At 57.1% G+C, this 16,957-nt stretch carries 16 protein-coding genes; 13 read left to right on the top strand and 3 right to left on the bottom strand.

The window, feature by feature from the left end; all coding sequences use genetic code 11:
• Positions 1 to 6 precede the first annotated feature (6 nt).
• From IPK32_00725 to IPK32_00705, 5 genes are all read left to right on the top strand, one after another.
• A complete protein-coding gene (locus IPK32_00725; protein ID MBK8090546.1) occupies positions 7 to 1,587 on the top strand; it encodes a DUF1553 domain-containing protein in 1,581 nt (526 codons plus the stop codon).
• 84 nt (positions 1,588 to 1,671) lie between these two features.
• The gene (locus tag IPK32_00720) at positions 1,672 to 3,003 is read left to right on the top strand and encodes a DUF1501 domain-containing protein (GenBank protein MBK8090545.1); all 1,332 of its coding nucleotides are present in this window, start codon (positions 1,672 to 1,674) and stop codon (positions 3,001 to 3,003) included.
• Positions 3,004 to 3,016: 13 nt separating this feature from the next.
• On the top strand, positions 3,017 to 3,346 hold the full coding sequence (locus IPK32_00715; protein MBK8090544.1) for a hypothetical protein: 330 nt from the start codon (positions 3,017 to 3,019) through the stop codon (positions 3,344 to 3,346).
• Entirely contained in the window at positions 3,288 to 4,988 is a 1,701-nt protein-coding gene (locus tag IPK32_00710; GenBank protein ID MBK8090543.1) for a hypothetical protein, read from the top strand. The genes IPK32_00715 and IPK32_00710 overlap by 59 nt, the downstream gene beginning before the upstream one ends.
• Positions 4,989 to 4,996: 8 nt before the next feature.
• Positions 4,997 to 5,965 carry an aldolase catalytic domain-containing protein gene (locus IPK32_00705; GenBank protein ID MBK8090542.1) on the top strand — a complete coding sequence of 323 codons (969 nt, stop codon included), beginning with the start codon at positions 4,997 to 4,999 and terminating at the stop codon, positions 5,963 to 5,965.
• An 18-nt stretch (positions 5,966 to 5,983) separates the two neighbouring features.
• On the opposite strand, the gene IPK32_00700 is transcribed toward IPK32_00705, so the two are convergent.
• Complete coding sequence (locus IPK32_00700; protein MBK8090541.1) at positions 5,984 to 6,466, bottom strand: Rrf2 family transcriptional regulator; 483 nt, start codon at positions 6,464 to 6,466, stop codon at positions 5,984 to 5,986.
• A 174-nt stretch (positions 6,467 to 6,640) separates the two neighbouring features.
• Between IPK32_00700 and IPK32_00695 the strand changes: the two genes are divergently transcribed.
• The 4 genes from IPK32_00695 to IPK32_00680 are packed head-to-tail and all read left to right on the top strand — an operon-like array spanning position 6,641 to position 11,286.
• Positions 6,641 to 7,432: a cytochrome c gene (locus tag IPK32_00695; GenBank protein ID MBK8090540.1), complete on the top strand. Its 792-nt coding sequence runs from the start codon at positions 6,641 to 6,643 to the stop codon at positions 7,430 to 7,432.
• Between the two features lie 24 nt (positions 7,433 to 7,456).
• The gene (locus IPK32_00690) at positions 7,457 to 8,824 is read left to right on the top strand and encodes a cbb3-type cytochrome c oxidase subunit I (protein MBK8090539.1); all 1,368 of its coding nucleotides are present in this window, start codon (positions 7,457 to 7,459) and stop codon (positions 8,822 to 8,824) included.
• Positions 8,821 to 9,600: a CbbQ/NirQ/NorQ/GpvN family protein gene (locus IPK32_00685; GenBank protein ID MBK8090538.1), complete on the top strand. Its 780-nt coding sequence runs from the start codon at positions 8,821 to 8,823 to the stop codon at positions 9,598 to 9,600. The genes IPK32_00690 and IPK32_00685 overlap by 4 nt, the downstream gene beginning before the upstream one ends.
• 3 nt (positions 9,601 to 9,603) lie before the next feature.
• Positions 9,604 to 11,286, top strand: a complete 1,683-nt coding sequence (locus IPK32_00680; GenBank protein MBK8090537.1) for a VWA domain-containing protein — start codon at positions 9,604 to 9,606, stop codon at positions 11,284 to 11,286.
• 2 nt (positions 11,287 to 11,288) lie between these two features.
• On the opposite strand, the gene IPK32_00675 is transcribed toward IPK32_00680, so the two are convergent.
• Together IPK32_00675 and IPK32_00670 are read right to left on the bottom strand one after the other, a co-directional pair.
• Positions 11,289 to 11,519 (bottom strand): cytochrome C oxidase subunit IV family protein, encoded by a 231-nt coding sequence (locus IPK32_00675; GenBank protein ID MBK8090536.1) that lies wholly within the window; start codon positions 11,517 to 11,519, stop codon positions 11,289 to 11,291.
• The gene (locus IPK32_00670) at positions 11,516 to 12,097 is read right to left on the bottom strand and encodes a cytochrome c oxidase subunit 3 (protein MBK8090535.1); all 582 of its coding nucleotides are present in this window, start codon (positions 12,095 to 12,097) and stop codon (positions 11,516 to 11,518) included. Before IPK32_00670 ends, IPK32_00675 begins: the two co-directional genes overlap by 4 nt.
• 176 nt (positions 12,098 to 12,273) lie before the next feature.
• On the opposite strand from IPK32_00670, the gene IPK32_00665 reads away from it, so the two are divergent.
• The 4 genes from IPK32_00665 (at position 12,274) to IPK32_00650 (ending at position 16,950) form a co-directional block, all read left to right on the top strand.
• Positions 12,274 to 12,759 carry a group III truncated hemoglobin gene (locus IPK32_00665; GenBank protein MBK8090534.1) on the top strand — a complete coding sequence of 162 codons (486 nt, stop codon included), beginning with the start codon at positions 12,274 to 12,276 and terminating at the stop codon, positions 12,757 to 12,759.
• 113 nt (positions 12,760 to 12,872) lie between these two features.
• Positions 12,873 to 14,342, top strand: a complete 1,470-nt coding sequence (gene nirK, locus IPK32_00660) for a nitrite reductase, copper-containing (protein MBK8090533.1) — start codon at positions 12,873 to 12,875, stop codon at positions 14,340 to 14,342.
• Positions 14,343 to 14,353: 11 nt separating this feature from the next.
• A complete protein-coding gene (locus tag IPK32_00655) occupies positions 14,354 to 15,652 on the top strand; it encodes an SUMF1/EgtB/PvdO family nonheme iron enzyme (GenBank protein MBK8090532.1) in 1,299 nt (432 codons plus the stop codon).
• Complete coding sequence (locus IPK32_00650; GenBank protein ID MBK8090531.1) at positions 15,649 to 16,950, top strand: alginate export family protein; 1,302 nt, start codon at positions 15,649 to 15,651, stop codon at positions 16,948 to 16,950. The genes IPK32_00655 and IPK32_00650 overlap by 4 nt, the downstream gene beginning before the upstream one ends.
• The last annotated feature ends 7 nt before the right edge of the window (positions 16,951 to 16,957 follow it).

Genomic DNA, 16,957 nt, shown 5'->3' with positions numbered 1-16,957 from the left:
TGCTTCATGAAAAAGGCGCTCACCTTTCTTTTGCTCGCACTCACGCCCGCCATAGCAGCAGAGGCTCCAGTGTATGATTTGGGGCCGCCCGTGGCAAAAATCGGCGCAGAGCTGAAGCCGCATGAGCGCATCGACGAGCTTGTTTTGACACAACTGACCGAACTTGGTCTGAAACCGGCCAATTTGAGCTCCGACGCGGTGTTCGTGCGTCGTGCGTTTTTGACCGTGATCGGCACATTGCCGACAGAGCAGGAGGCGCGGGGATTTGCGGCTGCAAAGCAGCCAGACAAGAGGGCGCAGCTCATCGAGATCCTTCTCCAGCGGCCTGAATTCACCGATTTTTGGGCGATGAAGTTCGGCGACATCCTGCGCGTGAAGGCAGAGTTTCCCATCAAACTGTGGCCCAATGCCGTGCAGGCCTATCATCGCTTTATCCATACCAGCGTACGTGAAAATAAGCCGCTGCACCTTTTCACGCGACAACTGCTGCTCGCCAACGGTAGCAACTTCCGCGAAGGCGAAGTGAATTTTTACCGCGCCATGCAGGATCGCAGTCCGAAGGGGATTGCCGCTACGGTGGCGCTCACTTTTATGGGTGAGCGTGCGGATAAGTGGCCTGTGAAGAAGCTGGAGGCTATGTCTGGCTTCTTCGCGCAAGTCGCCTTCAAGTCCACGGCGGAGTGGAAAGAGGAGATCGTGTACTTCGATCCCACGGCGGATAAAGATGGCCTCACCAAGCATGCCATGATGCCGGATGGTCTTGCGGTGAATATCAAAACGGGATTGGAGGACCCACGGGCTATTTTTTCCGAATGGCTGCTGCGACCGGAGAATCCGTGGTTCAGCAAAAACTGGGCGAACCGCATTTGGGGCTGGCTGATGGGACGCGGCATCGTGCATGAGCCGGATGACTTTCGGGCGGATAATCTGCCATCAAATCCCGCGCTGTTGGCTTTTTTGGAAAAGGAGTTTGCCACGTCCAAATGCGATCTGCGGCATCTCTTCCGCATCATTTTGAACTCGCAGGTCTTCCAGCTCTCCTCCGTGCCCGTGCAGGATACAGCAGCCGCAGTAGCGCATTTTGCACACTATCCGCTGCGCCGTTTAGAGGCTGAAGTGCTCATTGATGCGCTCAATCAGATTACGGCGACCAAGGAAACCTATAGCAGCCCCATTCCAGAGCCCTTCACCTTTATCCCAGAAAATGTGCGCGGCATCGCCCTGGCGGATGGCAGCATTACCAGCTCGTTTTTAGAGCTATTTGGTCGGCCACCGCGTGACACAGGCTATGATTCAGAACGCAATCAGAGCACCAGCCCACCACAGCGCCTGCATCTGCTAAACTCCAGCCATGTGCTTGGCAAAATCAAAGAGTGTCCGCTCGTCACAGAGGCGGACGGCGGGGATCATGATCTGAACAAACTCGCAGATAAAATTTATCACACCCTCCTGGCTCGTGCGCCCACTACCCAGGAGATCGAAACGCTCAAAGCACACATGACTGCCACCTACTCCAGTGGCAGCTCACTGGCGGCAGACATCGTGTGGGCGCTCATCAATCAACCGGAGTTTTACTTCAATCATTGAACCTACAACCCAATAGCGAACGCCATGAACACCTCCACACCATCCTTTGAAACGGCACGCGACGTGCTCCGCCTCACTCAGCGCATGGGCGGGGCACCTTTTTCACGCCGCGAGGCCATGCGGCGTAGCATCTATGGCTCCGCCGGTCTGCTACTGATGGAGCCCATTGGCATCCAGGCCGCTCCACGTGCCACGACCATCGCCAAAGACGGTAAAGCCAAGTCCGTCATCCAAATCTGGCTGTGGGGTGGGCCTTGCCATATCGACACCTTTGATCCGAAGCCAGAGGCCGGGCGTGAGTTTACGGGTGCACTGGACCAGACGTTGGAGACGAATGTCAGTGGCATTCGCATCGGTCAGCTCATGCCGCAGCTCGCCAAGTGTGCGGATAAATACTCCCTCATTCGAAGCATGACACATGGCAATAACGGCCATGAAACCGCCGCCTACCTCGTGCAGACAGGCCGAGCCTCTGAGCGTGATGTGTTCCCTGGCTTGGGAGCGGTGGTCAGTTATTTCAAAGGATACGACGCAGGTTATAAGGGGCTCATACCGCCCTACGTCGTGCTCACGCAGCCGCAGGGCCGCTTTTCGGAGGCAGGCTTTCTCGGGCCACGCTACAAGCCTTTTGCTACGGGTGGCGATCCAGCTCGGACGCCTTTCGCGGTCGAGGGCATTGTCACGCCAGACATCAGCGAGGAGCATCAAAAGGAGCGTCGTAAACTCATGGGCAGCCTCAATACCCTCGGAGGTGCATTGCCCGGCAATGCGACGCTGAAAACCGTCGTTGAGTCCGAACAGCAGGCCTATGAGCTCATCCTTGGCGATGCCGGGAAGCTCTTCGATCTCAGTCAGGAAAAAGACGAGATGCGAGACCGCTATGGACGCAACACCTTCGGTCAGAGCTGCCTCATGGCACGACGGCTCGTCGAAAAAGGCGTTCCCTTCATCACCATCAACTACCAGGGCTGGGATACGCACAAGCAGCACTTCCAGATCATGAACCGCAAGCTGCCAGAGCTTGATCAGGGGCTCGCCGCGTTGTTGGCAGATCTTTCTGAGCACGGGCTGCTGGAAAGCACCATCGTGTGGTGCACGGGCGAATTCGGTCGCACGCCGAAAGTGGCCAATGAGTCGCCCTGGAATGGTGGCAGGCATCATTTCGGCAAATGCTTCTCCTCCCTGCTCGCGGGTGGTGGATTCAAAGGCGGGCAGGTTCTTGGCAAATCGAACGCCACAGGGGAAGAAGTCGCGGAGCGTCCTGTGTACCCTGCTGACGTGATCGGTAGCATCTACGGCCAGCTAGGCATCCCAGCGGACGCACCGCTACCGCACCCTCTCGGCACACCGACACTCGTTGTGCCAGGCAAAGAAGAAAAAGTGCCCATGGGCGGACTGCTCAAAGAACTCATCTGATCGGAGCCAAATCATGAAACTGCGAGTCATTCTTTTATGCCTATTTGGCTGCGCCACCGCACAGGCGCAGCCAGCGCCACGCATCGGTTACGTGTATCCTGCGGGTGGGCAGTTTAGTAGCAGCTTAGAGGTCTCCATCGGGGGGCAGTATCTCGATGAAAAGACGGAAGTCATCGTCTCAGGCTCCGGTGTGAGTGGTAAAGTGTTGGAACACGACAAGCTGCCCTCTGCGCAGATCATCGACGACTACCGCGACCGCCTCCGCGACGTGCAGGCAAAACTACGTGACATGGGCCGCACTGGTGAAGTGCCCGCAGATCAAAAAACTGGCCCTCATTCGTAAACTGCTCCGTGAAGCGGATCTCACGGAGAAAAATCTGCGCCTGATGATGGAGTATGATCGTCGTCGCAATGACCCGAAGCAGCAGCTCAATACCCAGATCGGTGAAAACGTCCGCGTGCAGATCACGATCTCGGAGACAGCCGAGCCAGGCCTGCGCCACCTACGTGTGCGAACACCCTGGGGCCTGAGCAATCCCATGCGCTTCGTCGTCGGCCAGTTGCCAGAATACCGTGAGGCAGAGCCGCCGCGTGAGTTTGATCTCGAAAAATACCGTGGTGGCATGGATGCAGTGAAGAACAAACGTGTCTTCAATGAGTCCGTAACACTGCCCGTGACACTCAATGGCCGCATCATGCCTGGCGAGGTGGATGAATTCACCTTCACAGCAAAAAAGGATGAGCGTGTCGTGCTCGCCATGCACGCACGCAGCTTGATCCCGTATCTGGCGGATGCCGTGCCTGGCTGGTTCCAGAGTGTCGTCTCGCTGCATGATGACCAGGGCTTCGAAGTCGGCTATTCGGATGGATACCGCTTTGATCCAGATCCCGTGCTTTTCTACAAAATCCCTGCGGATGGGCTGTACCGCATCCGCGTGCATGATTCGATCTATCGTGGTCGGGACGATTTCGTATACCGCATCTCTTTGGGGCAGTTACCCTTCCTCACGGGTATTTCGCCGCTGGGAGCCACTGCGGGCGAAAAAGTCGAAATCACCTACCAGGGGGGGAATCTGGGCTCAGAGTTCAAAACGACTTACCAAGCACCTAAAGAGCCTGGGATCGTGCTCATGCAGGCCAAAGTCGGCGGATTGACATCCAACGCCATTCCCTTCCAAATCGACAGCGTGCCGCAAGAGCGTGAACGCGAGCCCAACAACACCCTCGGCGGTGCCCAGGAGCTGAAGCCGCCCATGATCGTCAATGGCCTCATCGAAACCATCGGCGAGGCTGACTTCTACCGCGTGAAAGGGCGCGGCAATCATGAGCTGATTGTTGAGGTCTTCGCACGGCGCCTCGGATCGCCTGTGGATTCCAGTTTATCTGTCTTTGATAACGAAGGGAATCAGATTGCCTTCAATGATGACCATGAAGACCTCGCCAGTGGTCTCACCACGCATCACGCGGACTCACGCGTCAGCGTAAAACTCCCAGCCGATGGCCAAGCCTTCATCCGCGTCAGTGACACTCAGGGACAAAGTGGCATCACCAATGCCTATCGGCTCAAAGTACACATCGCCGAGCGTGTTTTCTCACTGCGCATCACCCCCGCCTCACTCAGTGCCAAACCTGGCACCACCGCTAGGGTCACTGTGCATGCTTTGAGGGATGGCGGCTTCACTGGCCCTATCACTCTGGCACTCAAAGATGCTCCGAAGGGTTTTGAAATGAAAAACGCCGTCGTCCCGGAAGGAAAAGATACTGCGGATGTCACCATCAGTGTGCCAAGCGGTCCAGACCACGCACAACCCGATGCTCTAACGATCATCGGCACCGCAGGCGATGGGGTGCAGACTTTCACCTCCACCGCTGTGCCAGCGGAGGACATGATGCAGGCCTTCATCTACCGCCACCTCGTGCCAGTGGACGCCCTGCTGGTGGATGTGCGCACTCCACCGCCGACGCCAGTGAAACCCACTCCTTAATTTAACCCATGGCCAACCCAAACTGCTCCGACTGGCTCTCCCATCGCTCTGAAATCCGTGTGCTCGACTGCACGATCCGAGACGGTGGACTCATGAACAATCACCAGTTTGATGATCAAGTCGTGAAGGCCGTGTATGAGGCCTGTGTCGCGGGTGGCATCGACTACATGGAGATCGGCTACCGGGCCTCGCAAAAAGACATCAAAGTCGGTGAGCATGGTTGCTGGAAGTATTGCCGTGAGGAGGACATCCGGCGCATCGTCGGGGACAACGCCACACCACTGAAACTCGCCATCATGGCCGATGCGGGCAAATGCGACTATCACGAGGACATTCCGCAGAAAAAAGACAGCGTCGTCGATCTCGTCCGTGTGGCCTGTTATGTGCATCAGGTGCCACTGGCTCTGGACATGCTCAAAGATGCCCATGACAAAGGCTACGAGACCACGGTGAACCTCATGGCCGTCACCACGGTGGGAGATTGCGAGCTGGAGGCCGGTTTGGAGCTGCTCGCTCCCTCCGAGGCGCAGGCGATCTACGTGGTGGACAGTTTTGGAGCTCTATACCCCACGCAGACACGCCGCCTCATGCAGAAATACCTCCAATACGCCAAAGCGGGCGGTAAAGAGGTCGGCATCCACGCCCACAACAACCTCCAGCTCGCCTACGCGAATACCATCGAAGCCATCGCCCTCGGTGCGAACTACCTCGATGCCACCTTTGCCGGGCTCGGCCGTGGTGCGGGCAATTGCCCGATGGAGCTACTCTTGGGGCTGCTGCGCTCACCGCAGTATCAATTGCGCCCCGTCTTAAAATGCGTCGCTGAATCCATCGAGCCGCTGCGTCAAGACCTCGGCTGGGGCTTCGACCTGCCCTACATGCTCACCGGTCTGCACAATCAGCATCCCCGTGCCGCCATTGCCTTCAATGCAGCCGCCGAGCCCGGCGACATCGGAACGTTCTACGATGCATTTTGATGATGTGAGAAGCGCTGATTAGCGCTTTTTCGATGCATGCTTCTTTTTCGCTGCTGGTTTTTTCATGACGCGGCTCGCAGCGGTTTTGCCACCTTGCCTGTGGAAGGGGCCGAGATGTTGGCTTTTGAGGAAGTCGTCCACCTGATCACTGGCGACGGAGATGGCATCGTGGAGAGGGCAGGGGGTGCCGTTGCCGCAGTAATTTGGGCCGAAAGGGCACATGGGACGAATGTCCATGCGCTCAAACACAGCTACGATGTCGTGCAGTGTGATTTTTTCTGGCGGGCGGGCAAGGCGGTAGCCGCCAGTGGGACCCGTGGTGCCGGTGGTCAGGTGATTGAGCGAGAGCGATGCTAGTAGCTTTGCCACTACGGGTCGAGGCAACTCACGTGCATCGGCGATCTCCGCCGCGCTCACACGCGTGCCTTCGGCATTATAGCGCTCCGCGAGGTATGTGGCAGCGGCGATGGCTTGTTGGGCGAGTTTTCCGATCTTTAGCATGGTTGAAGTGGGTGGACTGATACTCGACATAAGAGCGTGCGCGGCAAAAAAGCAAAATCTGCGCACCCTTACGCATGATAAGGCGGTCGTTGTCACTTGAGCGAGTCGCTATGGGCGGCACTCTACGAAATACGGAACTCTATTTCCGCAATACAACTTCACCCGACTGCCGCCGTGCTGACCAAACTCCAAGCCAAAGTCTTCTTCCTCGGAGGAACCGCCGTCTTTGCCGGCATCTTCCTGGTGCTCTCTTTTGATACGCATCTGAAGGTGCCTGACCAGACTCATGCCAAGAACATCACGCCCGCTGTCGCCGCAGGGAAACGCATCTGGGAGGAGAATAACTGCATGGGCTGTCACACGCTTTTCGGCGAGGGTGCTTATTACGCCCCAGAGCTGACCAAGACGGTCGAAAACCGGGGCAAGGACTGGCTGAAGATCTTCCTGAAAAACCCGCAGGCCATGTTCCCCGGCCAGCGCAAGATGGTGCAGTATAACTTCACCGATGAGCAGATCGAAAACACCATCGCCTTCCTCGAATGGTGCGGGAAAGTCGATCTAAATGGCTTCCCCGCTGATCCGCCGCTGCGCCAGGCCCTGCAAGCTACAGGCACGCCCGTCGCGGCCTCCAGCGGCCCTGCACCGTTGAAAAAGCCAGTGCCCGCCATCTTTACCACTGGCACCTGCATCGGTTGCCATCAGATCCAGGGTCAAGGAGGTGCCGCAGGTGCCCTCATCGGTGCTCCGCCACTCGATGACGTTTTCCGCCGCAAGACCCGTGACCAGATCATCGAGTGGATTCGCGATCCGGTAAAGTCCAAGCCTGACACGAAAATGCCGAAGCTCGTGGGCGTCGCCATCACCGAAGCGCAGGTCATCGAAATCGCTGACTGGCTCGTCAGCCTGAATCCAGAGACTGCGGCACCTGCCACTCCGGCCCCCGCGCCTGCCGCCCAGCCTAAATAAAACCTTTTCCCTTTCTCGACGAACATGAAATTCCAATCCCAAAAGATCGCCTACTGGTTCTTTGCCTCCGCGATGGCGCTGCTCGTGCTCCAGATCGTCTATGGCTTCATCATGGGCTTTGCCCGCATCGGCATGGACGGGCTGCATGAGTTCATCCCCTTCAACACGGCTCGTGCTGTGCACACCAATCTGCTCGTCGTCTGGCTACTGCTCGGCTTCATGGGTAGCGCCTACTTCATCATCCCAGAGGAGGCAGACCGCGAACTCATGTGGCCGAAGCTCGCCTGGGTGCAGCTCATCTCCTTCCTCGTCGTCGGCGTGGCCGCCATTATCGGCTACCACCTGAATTACTGGGAAGGTCGCAAGTTCCTCGAAATCCCGCGACCGCTCGACTACCTCGTCGTGGTCAATGTGCTCGCTTTCATCGCGAACATCGGATTGACCATCTGGAATGGGAAGCGCTATACCACCACGGCCATCGTGCTCTTCTTTGGCCTCTTCACCGCCGCGCTGCTCTATCTGCCAGGAATGATCGACTTTGATAATCAGACGCTCGACTCCTTCTACCGCTGGTGGGTCGTGCATCTCTGGGTAGAGGGCGTGTGGGAGCTCATCATGGGTGCTCTACTCTGCTACCTGCTCATCAAGCTCACCGGTGTGGACCGCGAGGTCGTGGAAAAATGGCTCTACATCATCGTCGGCTTCACCTTCCTCTCCGGCATCCTCGGCACCGGACACCACTACTACTACATCGGAGCACCGAAGTACTGGCTCATGGTCGGCGGCATCTTCTCCGCGCTGGAGCCGCTTGCCTTCCTCGGCATGGCTATCTACGCTCTCGCCATGGCGAAGAAAGGCGGTCGCCGCCATCCGAACAAGACCGCGCTGAACTGGACTCTCGGTAGCGCCATCATGTCCTTCGTCGGTGCGGGCTTCCTCGGCTTCGCGCACACGCTGCCTCAGGTAAATATGTACACGCACGGCACACTCGTCACCGCCATGCACGGTCACATGGCCTTCTGGGGAGCCTACGCCATGATCAATCTCGCCATGATCGCCTATGCCATGCCCATCCTCACTGGACGCAAGCTCTGGGATAATGCCGCTTCCAGCTACGGCTTCTGGCTCAGTAATATCGGCATGACGGCCATGACGGGTGCCTTCGCCGTCGCTGGTATCACGCAGGTGAATCTGGAGCGCCGCATGGGCATGGATTTCCTCGCCGTGCAAAAGGAGATCGAGATCCACTTCGTCGGCCTCATCCTCGCAGCCTGCCTCTTCTTCCTCGGCATCTGCTTCTACCTCTACAACTTCTGCCGCTTCGGTCTGCCATCCGCTGAGGCCATGCAGTCGGATGTTCGTGCCATTGAAGATCAGCCCACTGTCTCGTGAGTACTGGTTCTGTTTTTTACCTCGAAACCGGTCGCGAGGCCGAACTCTTCAGCAAATCATGGGCGGCCAAATTGCCGCTCATGCTCAAAGGCCCCACCGGCTGCGGCAAGACGCGGTTTGTCGAGTACATGGCTGCCAAACTCAGCCGCCCACTCATCACCGTCTCCTGCAACGAGGACACCACGGCCACTGACTTACTCGGACGCCACCTGCTCATCGGCGGGGAAACACGCTGGACAGACGGTCCCGTGACCCGCGCCGTGCGGGAAGGGGCCATCCTCTATCTCGATGAGGTCGCAGAAGCCCGCGCAGATGCCATCGTCGTCATTCATTCCCTCACCGATCATCGCCGCGAGCTGTTTCTCGACCGCACCGGCGAAACCCTGCACGCACCGCCGGAGTTCATGCTCGTCATCAGCTACAATCCCGGCTACCAGCGCAGCATGCGGGAGCTGAAACCCTCCACCCGTCAGCGCTTCATCGGACTCGGCTTCGGCTACCCCACGGAGGACACCGAGATAAAAATCCTCACTGGCGAAACCGGCATCGACGACAAACAAGCCCGTTCCCTCGTCAGCATCGCGAAAAAAGTTCGCTCTCTCACCGAGCTCTCGCTGCTGGAGAGTGTCTCCACCCGCCTGCTCGTCGATGCGGCGAAGCTCATTCGTGCAGGACTTCCGCCGCGCTACGCCGCCACTGTCGCCATCGCCGAGCCGCTCACAGATGACCCTGACGCACTCGCTGCGATCACGCAGGTGATAGAATTGACGCTATGAGCCATGTTTGAATGGGAAGAAAACCTCTTTCTCGGCCTCAAGGCTCTGCACCGCCGATTGTTCATCACACCGGCGGAGCGGAAGGCTGCAACCGTGCGGGTCTCGCTGGCACCACTCCGTCAGCAGCTCTTCCTGCTGGCGAATATGATCGCCGAGCGGCCTGTGAATTTGTTCGAGACACCAAATGCCGTGCTTTGCGACCATGAGCGCGTTTTTCTGCCATCGGAATTTTCCTGCGCAGACACGCTGGAGGCCAATGCGGCGCTGTTTCAGCTCAAAACACTCCTTGCTGCCTTTGCGATGAAAAATCGCCTTTTCGAGCCGCAGGCACTTTTAGCCGAAATGCCGACCTTGCAGGCCCGAATCGACGAATTGCGGCCATCACTTGGAGAAGCGGACTTTTGGCAGATCATCGGCCAACCGGACTTCAGTCACGCACCGGCTGCGGAAGTCAAAAAAAGCCTCCTCGGTGATCAACCCACCGCGCAGCAGCCAGAAAACGTCACCGAGATCGAAGGACGCGGCCAAACGAATGTCACCGTGCTCGAAGGCGACGAAGACCAGCCCGTCGAGGCCGAGATGCCGATCCACACCTTTGAAAAAGCCGAGACGCTGGAAGAATACACAGGGCTCAATCGCAAAACCGACGATGAAGACGAGCTCGAAGAGCACGCCGAAGCCCTACGCTCGGTGGACATGAAGCACGTCGTGCGCACGCGTGAGCGACCGCGCTCCATCTATCGTAGTGACATCGTCATGGATGGCCTGTCATTGGAAATCGGCACCACCGCACCCGCAGGCGGCATCCCGTATCCTGAGTGGGATTATCGCAAGCAGCGCCACCTGCCCGCCTGGTGTCATGTGCAGCCAGAGTTGCTCACTGAGGCTGATCCCGCCTGGGCACAGGCCACCGCCACGCGGCACCGATCTGTCATCCTGGATCTGCGCAAAAAACTCGCTGCGCTGGCCACGCAGACGCAACGCGCGAAACGCCAGCCCCATGGACCGGAGCTAGACATCGACGCCGTCATCGCCGCGCAAGTCGCCCGACACAGTGGCCATGCAGCGGATGAGCGCATTTACATCCAGCGTCAGCGCCGCCTTCATGACGTCGCCGCACTCATTCTCATGGATCAGAGCTTTTCCACCGATGCCTGGATCGACGATGCCCGCGTTCTCGATACCATCCGTGAGACACTCTTTTGCGTGGCTGAGGTGATGGAGGAGTTCATCGAAACCTTTGCTGTGGCAGGCTTCAGCAGCAACACACGCCGCCAGTGCGGCTTTCATTTGGTCAAAGATTTCTCCGATCCATGGCACAGCTCCCGCGCACGACTAGGCAAGCTGGAAGCGCAGGGCTACACCCGCATCGGCCCCGCACTGCGTCACGCGCAGGAGCTGCTCATGCGCCAGACCGCGTCCAAAAAAGTCATCTTCCTGCTCACTGATGGCCGCCCATGCGACTACGACCGCTATGAAGGTGAACACGGCATCCGTGACGTGCGCAAAGCTATCGAAACCGGCACCAAGCACGGCATCATGACCCACGCCTTCGCCATTGAAAAACGTGCCCGTGAGCAATTTCCCCGCATGTTTGCCCGTCAGCATTATGACATCGTTCCGAACCCCAAAGCACTCGTGGCCAGCATGTGTGGTGCCTTCGCCCGGCTCAAACTGGCCGCGTGAGATCAGATCAGAAATGCGGCGATTCCTAGCACGAGAACTAGCAGCGATACGAGCCCCACGCTCCAGCGCATATAGGCGTGACGCAGATCCATGAATTGCCACGCGACAAGCGTGAACTTCACGCCAGCGAGCAACAGAATGAAGCCGCTAGCGGTGCTTTTTTCCCCCAGAAAATAGCTCAGGGCCGTCAGCAACATGAGTGTAACCCAGATGAGTGTGTTGGCTCGAGTCATAACAGATAGATAATGGGATAGACCAGCAGCCAGATGAGATCACACATGTGCCAGAAGATGCCGCTGCTCTCGACATCCAAGTGATTCTCCCGGTGATAGTGACCTTTATGAATGCCCCGTGCCATGAAGGCTAGCAGCACCACGGCTACCAGTACATGCACCAGATGAAAACCAGTCAGGGCATAATAAAACGTGAAAAATACATCCCTACCGAAACCGATGCCGTGTTGCACTTTGTCCGCATACTCGACGCCTTTGAGAACCGTGAACAGCAGACCCGTGGTGATGGCAGCCATAACCCAGCGGAGGGCGATTCGTGAGTTTCCACTGCGTAAATCATGGATGCCATTGGCCATGCACCAGCCGCCCGTCAAAAGCAGCAGCGTGTTGGCGAAAGCCATCTGCTGGTTCAGCAATGCACGCCCTGCGGCATACTCCGCAGCAAGATCACGCCCCTGTGCAAGGAAGGTGATGATTCCTGCGCCGAAGGTGACGATCTCAACGACTACTAGTAGCCATACCAGTAAGCCGCCGGGTGGCTCCCATGGTTCAGCAAGTGATGGGTCGGTGGATTTCATGATTAAAGGGTCGGGACTTGGTAATCCACGATGCATTGATCCGTGAATTTGCATGTGTGAACTCAACGAAAGTGTGATGATGATCTTATTACGGAAGCCGAGTTCCGCAATTAAAGCACAAATCTTGACAGGGCTTGCGGAGTATCGTGCGAATGGCGCTCTATGATCGGTTTTGCATGACCGTTTCTGAACCCGCAAATAATCCCGACCTACTAGGTCGAACCGAGATAGAATTGCTCGTCAATACCTTCTACGACCGAGTCAGGTCGGATGCCGTGTTGGGACACATCTTCGATGATGTGGCGCAGACGAATTGGCAGACGCATTTACCGAAGATGTACGCCTTTTGGGAGACTGTGATGTTCCGCAGTGGCGGATTCACGGGGAATCCACTCGTAGCGCATGCTCGGTTGGTGCCGCTCACGGACATGGGTCGGGATAAATTCGATCACTGGCTGGTGCTGTTTCGCAGCACGGTGGACGACCTCTTTGCTGGTGAAAATGCCGATCACATCAAGCGCTGCGCCGAGGACATGGCCAACGTGATCCACTCCCGCATCAACAGCATCCCCGATGCCCGCTTTGACCCAGCGAATCTCACGCCTGAGCAGCGTGAGCGCTACGCACGCTACAAATCCCAACCACAGACAGATACTCCATGAAACGAAACCTACACCTACTCCTGATCGCATTCGTCACCCCGCTAATCACCCAATGTGGTGATCGTGAACTCAGCTCGAACGAGCGCCAGTCGCAAGAAGCCTTCATGAAGGCCATGCTAGAGGCTCGTCAGACTACGGTGGAGGCTGCAAAGGTCTCTGCTGTCTCCACTACGAGCGGTTCGGATGATGCATCGGCCAACCCATCGAAGCAGCAGGACAAACCAGTCTCAGGCGCGGAGGATGCCATCCTCACAGATGCGCCGAACGTGCCTCCACCCATTACGCGAGACCATCCGACGAAGGTTACGATCAAGCTTGAGGTCGTTGAGGTCGTGAAGCGCATGTCTGATGGTGTTGATTACACCTTTTGGACTTTTGGGGGCAGTGTTCCGGGGAAATTTATCCGCATCCGCCAAAATGATGAAGTGGAGTTTCACCTCATGAATCGTCCCGACAGTAAAATGCCGCACAATATCGACCTACACGCTGTGACTGGCCCTGGTGGTGGTGCCGCTTCCTCCTTTACCACGCCTGGGCATGTGTCTGTTTTTTCATTTAAGGCGCTAAATCCAGGACTCTATGTCTATCACTGTGCCACGGCACCCGTGGGTATGCATGTCGCTAATGGTATGTACGGTCTCATTCTCGTTGAGCCCATCGGCGGACTACCAAAGGTGGACAAAGAATTCTATGTCATGCAGTCTGAGTTTTATACGAAAGGACCGTATGGCGAGGCTGGACTGCAACCCTTCAGTATGGACAAGGCACTCACAGAGACGCCTGACTATGTCGTCTTTAATGGTAGCGTGGGAGCGATGGCAGGTGATAAAGCTGTGCAGGCAGCGGTGGGCGAAAAAGTGCGCCTTTTTGTCGGCAATGGAGGGCCAAATTTGACCTCATCATTCCACGTCATCGGCGAGATTTTTGACAATGTGTATCTCGAAGGCGGCGCGAAACCTGCGCAACATCAGGTGCAGACCACGATGATTCCCGCCGGGGGCAGTGTCATTGTTGATTTCGGTTTGGAGGTGCCAGGCACCTACATCCTCGTTGACCACTCGATCTTCCGTGCCTTCAACAAAGGTGCTGTGGGCATGATCAAGGTCAGTGGACCGGAGAACAAGCTGGTCTATTCTGGCAAGCAGGATGATCGCATCTATCAGCTCGAAGGCGGAGCCATTCAGTCCATCCCGCAGGCATCCTCGCAACAGCCACCTGCTGCCAACAAAGAGGAGCGAATCGCACGCGGCAAGCTCGTGTACTCTGCCATCTGCATGGCCTGCCATCAGGCAGAGGGGCAAGGCATTCCAAAGGCCTTCCCACCGCTAGCGAAGTCTGACTACCTCAACGCCGATGTGAAACGTGCCGTGGGCACCGTGCTCCATGGTCTACAAGGAAAAGTCACAGTCAATGGAGAGGTCTTTGAGAGCATCATGCCGCAGCTCGGTCTCAATGATGAACAAGTCGCCAATGCGCTGACCTATGTGTACAGTCAGTGGGGCAATAACGGTACCGAGGTGCTTCCAACGATGGTCAAAGAGCTTCGTGCCACGGCCCCTGCACCAGCCGCACCGGGGCATTGATCCATCTCCCCATGCGCTACACACTCTCCATCATGCTGCTGGCGGCTAGTCTGCTGCCAGCAGCCGAAAACGGTCCTCTGCCATCCAAGCCGCTCGGCATGGCTCTGATCGCCGGCGGCAGCTACAAACCGCTCTACGCCAAAGAGGCAAAGGCACGCAATGCAGAGCCGTTTTACATCGACATCGCTCAAGTCACGAATGCGCAGTTTCTTGAATTCGTGACAAACAACCCCACTTGGCGTCGATCACAGATCCAAAGCACCCTTGCGGATAAAAACTACCTATCCCACTGGCGCGGGGATTTGGATGTAGGAGATGAAAAGGCTCTCGCAGCTCCTGTGGTGAATATCTCGTGGTTTGCTGCAAAGGCCTTTTGCGAGGCTCAAGGCAAACGCTTGCCCACGCAGGATGAGTGGGAGTTCGTCGCCCGTGCTGATGCTACGCGGCTGGATGCTAGCTCGGACCAGGTCTTTTTGCGCCAACTCCTCGAATGGTACTCCAAACCTGCGAGTGGGCCTCTGTCTGCTGCCAATGAAGGCGTGCTCAATGTGCACGGCGTGCGTGGTTTGCACGGTGCTGTATGGGAATGGGTGCATGATTTCAATTCCACCATGGTCGTCGGTGACTCACGCGGGGATGGCTCGCTGGAGAGAAAACTCTTCTGCGGTGCAGGCTCGCTACTTGCAGCGGATGTGAGCAATTACGCCGCCTTTATGCGCTATGCCTTCCGCAGCAGCCTCCAGGGTAGCTACTGCGTCGGCAGTCTCGGTTTCCGAGCTGCGAAGTCCGTGACAAAAAACGCGCCAGCACTCGCCACCACGGCTTTTCGCACAGCGTATGACCTGCTTGGCACTTGGCGCACACAGGATGACCAGCCTGTCACGCTGGCTAGTCTGCGGGGGAAGGTGCGTGTACTTACAATGGGCTTCACGCGCTGCAAATTCGCCTGCCCACGCATTTTCAATGACATGCAGCGCATTGAGTCCGCACTCGGCGCTGAGGCGAACCGCGTGGGATTCACCTTTCTCTCCATTGACCCCGAGAACGACACTCCCACACGCATGGCCGCCAAAATGAGCGAGCTGAAACTGGATGCAGCACGCTGGACCTTCCTCGCATCACCAGCAGAAAATGTACAGCAGCTAGCTGTGGCGCTGAATTTCAAGTTTCAACTCGTCGAGGGCTTCTTCGCTCACTCCAATCTCATCGCTGTGCTCGATGCAGAAGGAAACGTCCTCCACCGCGAGGAATCCCTCGGTGCCGACATCGAACCCACCGTGCAGGCCATTCGCAAACTACTCACCCCATGAAAAAGATCCTTCTATTCATCACCGCGTTTAATCTCTCAATAAATCTTTACTCGCAAACACCCGCTGCGCCGAATCCGCTCTCTTTTGCAGATGGTCGTGTTGTCGTCGGCATCGAGGACCAGACTCGTTTCGAAATGAGGGAGAACAACTTCGACTTCAACAACAGCATCCATGCCGCCACCGATGATGCATGGCTGCTCAATCGTGCCCGCGTCAGTCTCCAGCTTCAGCCGGTGAGCTGGCTCACCTTTTACGTGCAGGGCCAGGACGCTCGCGAGATCGGCAGCAAGCGTGCTGACCTCCCAGGTGTGCTCGGTGCCGAAGGCGATAATTCCTTCGATCTACGCCAGCTCTACATCGAGATCGGCGATGCCAAGATATCCCCGCTTTCACTCAAAATGGGGCGCCAAGTCTTGCTGTACGGCGACCAGCGCCTCATCGGCCCGCTGGAGTGGAGCAATCTCAGCCGCACCTTTGATGCCATCAAACTACGCTACACAGGCAAAGACGGCCTCTGGGTGGATGCCTTCATCGCCTCCGTGGTAAACATCGACCGCTTCGGCATGGATGATAGCGACAAAGACTCGCTACTCACCGGCCTCTATGCGCACATCCCCACATACGGGATTCAGGACACGGAGGTCTATGCTCTCTACTTCGACGACACCAATCGCAACGATCACTTCCTGACTCTCGGTACTCATTGGAAGTCTATCCCTGGCAAACTCGGTCCCTGGGACTATGAGACCGAGTTCGTCCTGCAAACGGGTAAAGCAGGCGGGCGGGAGTTGCGTGCTTTTGCCAGCTATATCGAAGGTGGCTACACATTTCAGGCACCCTGGAAGCCCCGCGTGGGCCTTGAATACAGTTATGGCAGTGGAGACGGCAACGCTGCGGACAACAAGCAAGGAGCCTTTCAAAACCTCTTTCCCACCAATCACCCACACTATGGCTACATGGACGCCTTTTCGTGGAGCAATGTGCATGACGTCGTCCTACATCTCAGTGCCAAGCCGACGCCCAAATTCACCACCAGCCTCGATTATCACCTTTTTTGGCTCGCTACGACTGCCGACACCTGGCGCAGAGCGAATGCCGCTACTGCCGTGCGGCCCCTCAGTCCCGCTGCTAGCAATTTCGCAGGCAGTGAGCTCGATCTGCTGCTCACCTACGCCGCTCATGCGAATCTCAGCATCACCTTTGGTTACTCACACTTCTTTGCGGGTGATTATCTCTCCGCATCCGGCAGCAGCAGTGATGCCGACTTTGTTTATGTAATGACGAATCTGAAGTTCTGAGCGGCTT

This window comes from Verrucomicrobiaceae bacterium (genome assembly GCA_016713035.1).
Lineage (GTDB): Bacteria > Verrucomicrobiota > Verrucomicrobiia > Verrucomicrobiales > Verrucomicrobiaceae > Prosthecobacter.
Note: the sequence above shows the minus strand (reverse complement) of the source record. Positions and strands in the feature narration are given on the sequence as shown.

Excerpts from the sequence above, each read along its gene's own strand:
- IPK32_00725 (MBK8090546.1), top strand. The coding sequence starts at position 7 with ATGAAAAAGGCGCTCACCTTTCTTTTGCTCGCACTCACGCCCGCCATA.
- IPK32_00720 (MBK8090545.1), top strand. The coding sequence starts at position 1,672 with ATGGGCGGGGCACCTTTTTCACGCCGCGAGGCCATGCGGCGTAGCATC.
- IPK32_00715 (MBK8090544.1), top strand. The coding sequence starts at position 3,017 with ATGAAACTGCGAGTCATTCTTTTATGCCTATTTGGCTGCGCCACCGCA.
- IPK32_00705 (MBK8090542.1), top strand. The coding sequence starts at position 4,997 with ATGGCCAACCCAAACTGCTCCGACTGGCTCTCCCATCGCTCTGAAATC.
- IPK32_00700 (MBK8090541.1), bottom strand. The coding sequence starts at position 6,466 with ATGCTAAAGATCGGAAAACTCGCCCAACAAGCCATCGCCGCTGCCACA.
- IPK32_00690 (MBK8090539.1), top strand. The coding sequence starts at position 7,457 with ATGAAATTCCAATCCCAAAAGATCGCCTACTGGTTCTTTGCCTCCGCG.
- IPK32_00680 (MBK8090537.1), top strand. The coding sequence starts at position 9,604 with ATGTTTGAATGGGAAGAAAACCTCTTTCTCGGCCTCAAGGCTCTGCAC.
- IPK32_00675 (MBK8090536.1), bottom strand. The coding sequence starts at position 11,519 with ATGACTCGAGCCAACACACTCATCTGGGTTACACTCATGTTGCTGACG.
- IPK32_00670 (MBK8090535.1), bottom strand. The coding sequence starts at position 12,097 with ATGAAATCCACCGACCCATCACTTGCTGAACCATGGGAGCCACCCGGC.
- IPK32_00665 (MBK8090534.1), top strand. The coding sequence starts at position 12,274 with ATGACCGTTTCTGAACCCGCAAATAATCCCGACCTACTAGGTCGAACC.
- nirK (MBK8090533.1), top strand. The coding sequence starts at position 12,873 with ATGCTAGAGGCTCGTCAGACTACGGTGGAGGCTGCAAAGGTCTCTGCT.
- IPK32_00655 (MBK8090532.1), top strand. The coding sequence starts at position 14,354 with ATGCGCTACACACTCTCCATCATGCTGCTGGCGGCTAGTCTGCTGCCA.
- IPK32_00650 (MBK8090531.1), top strand. The coding sequence starts at position 15,649 with ATGAAAAAGATCCTTCTATTCATCACCGCGTTTAATCTCTCAATAAAT.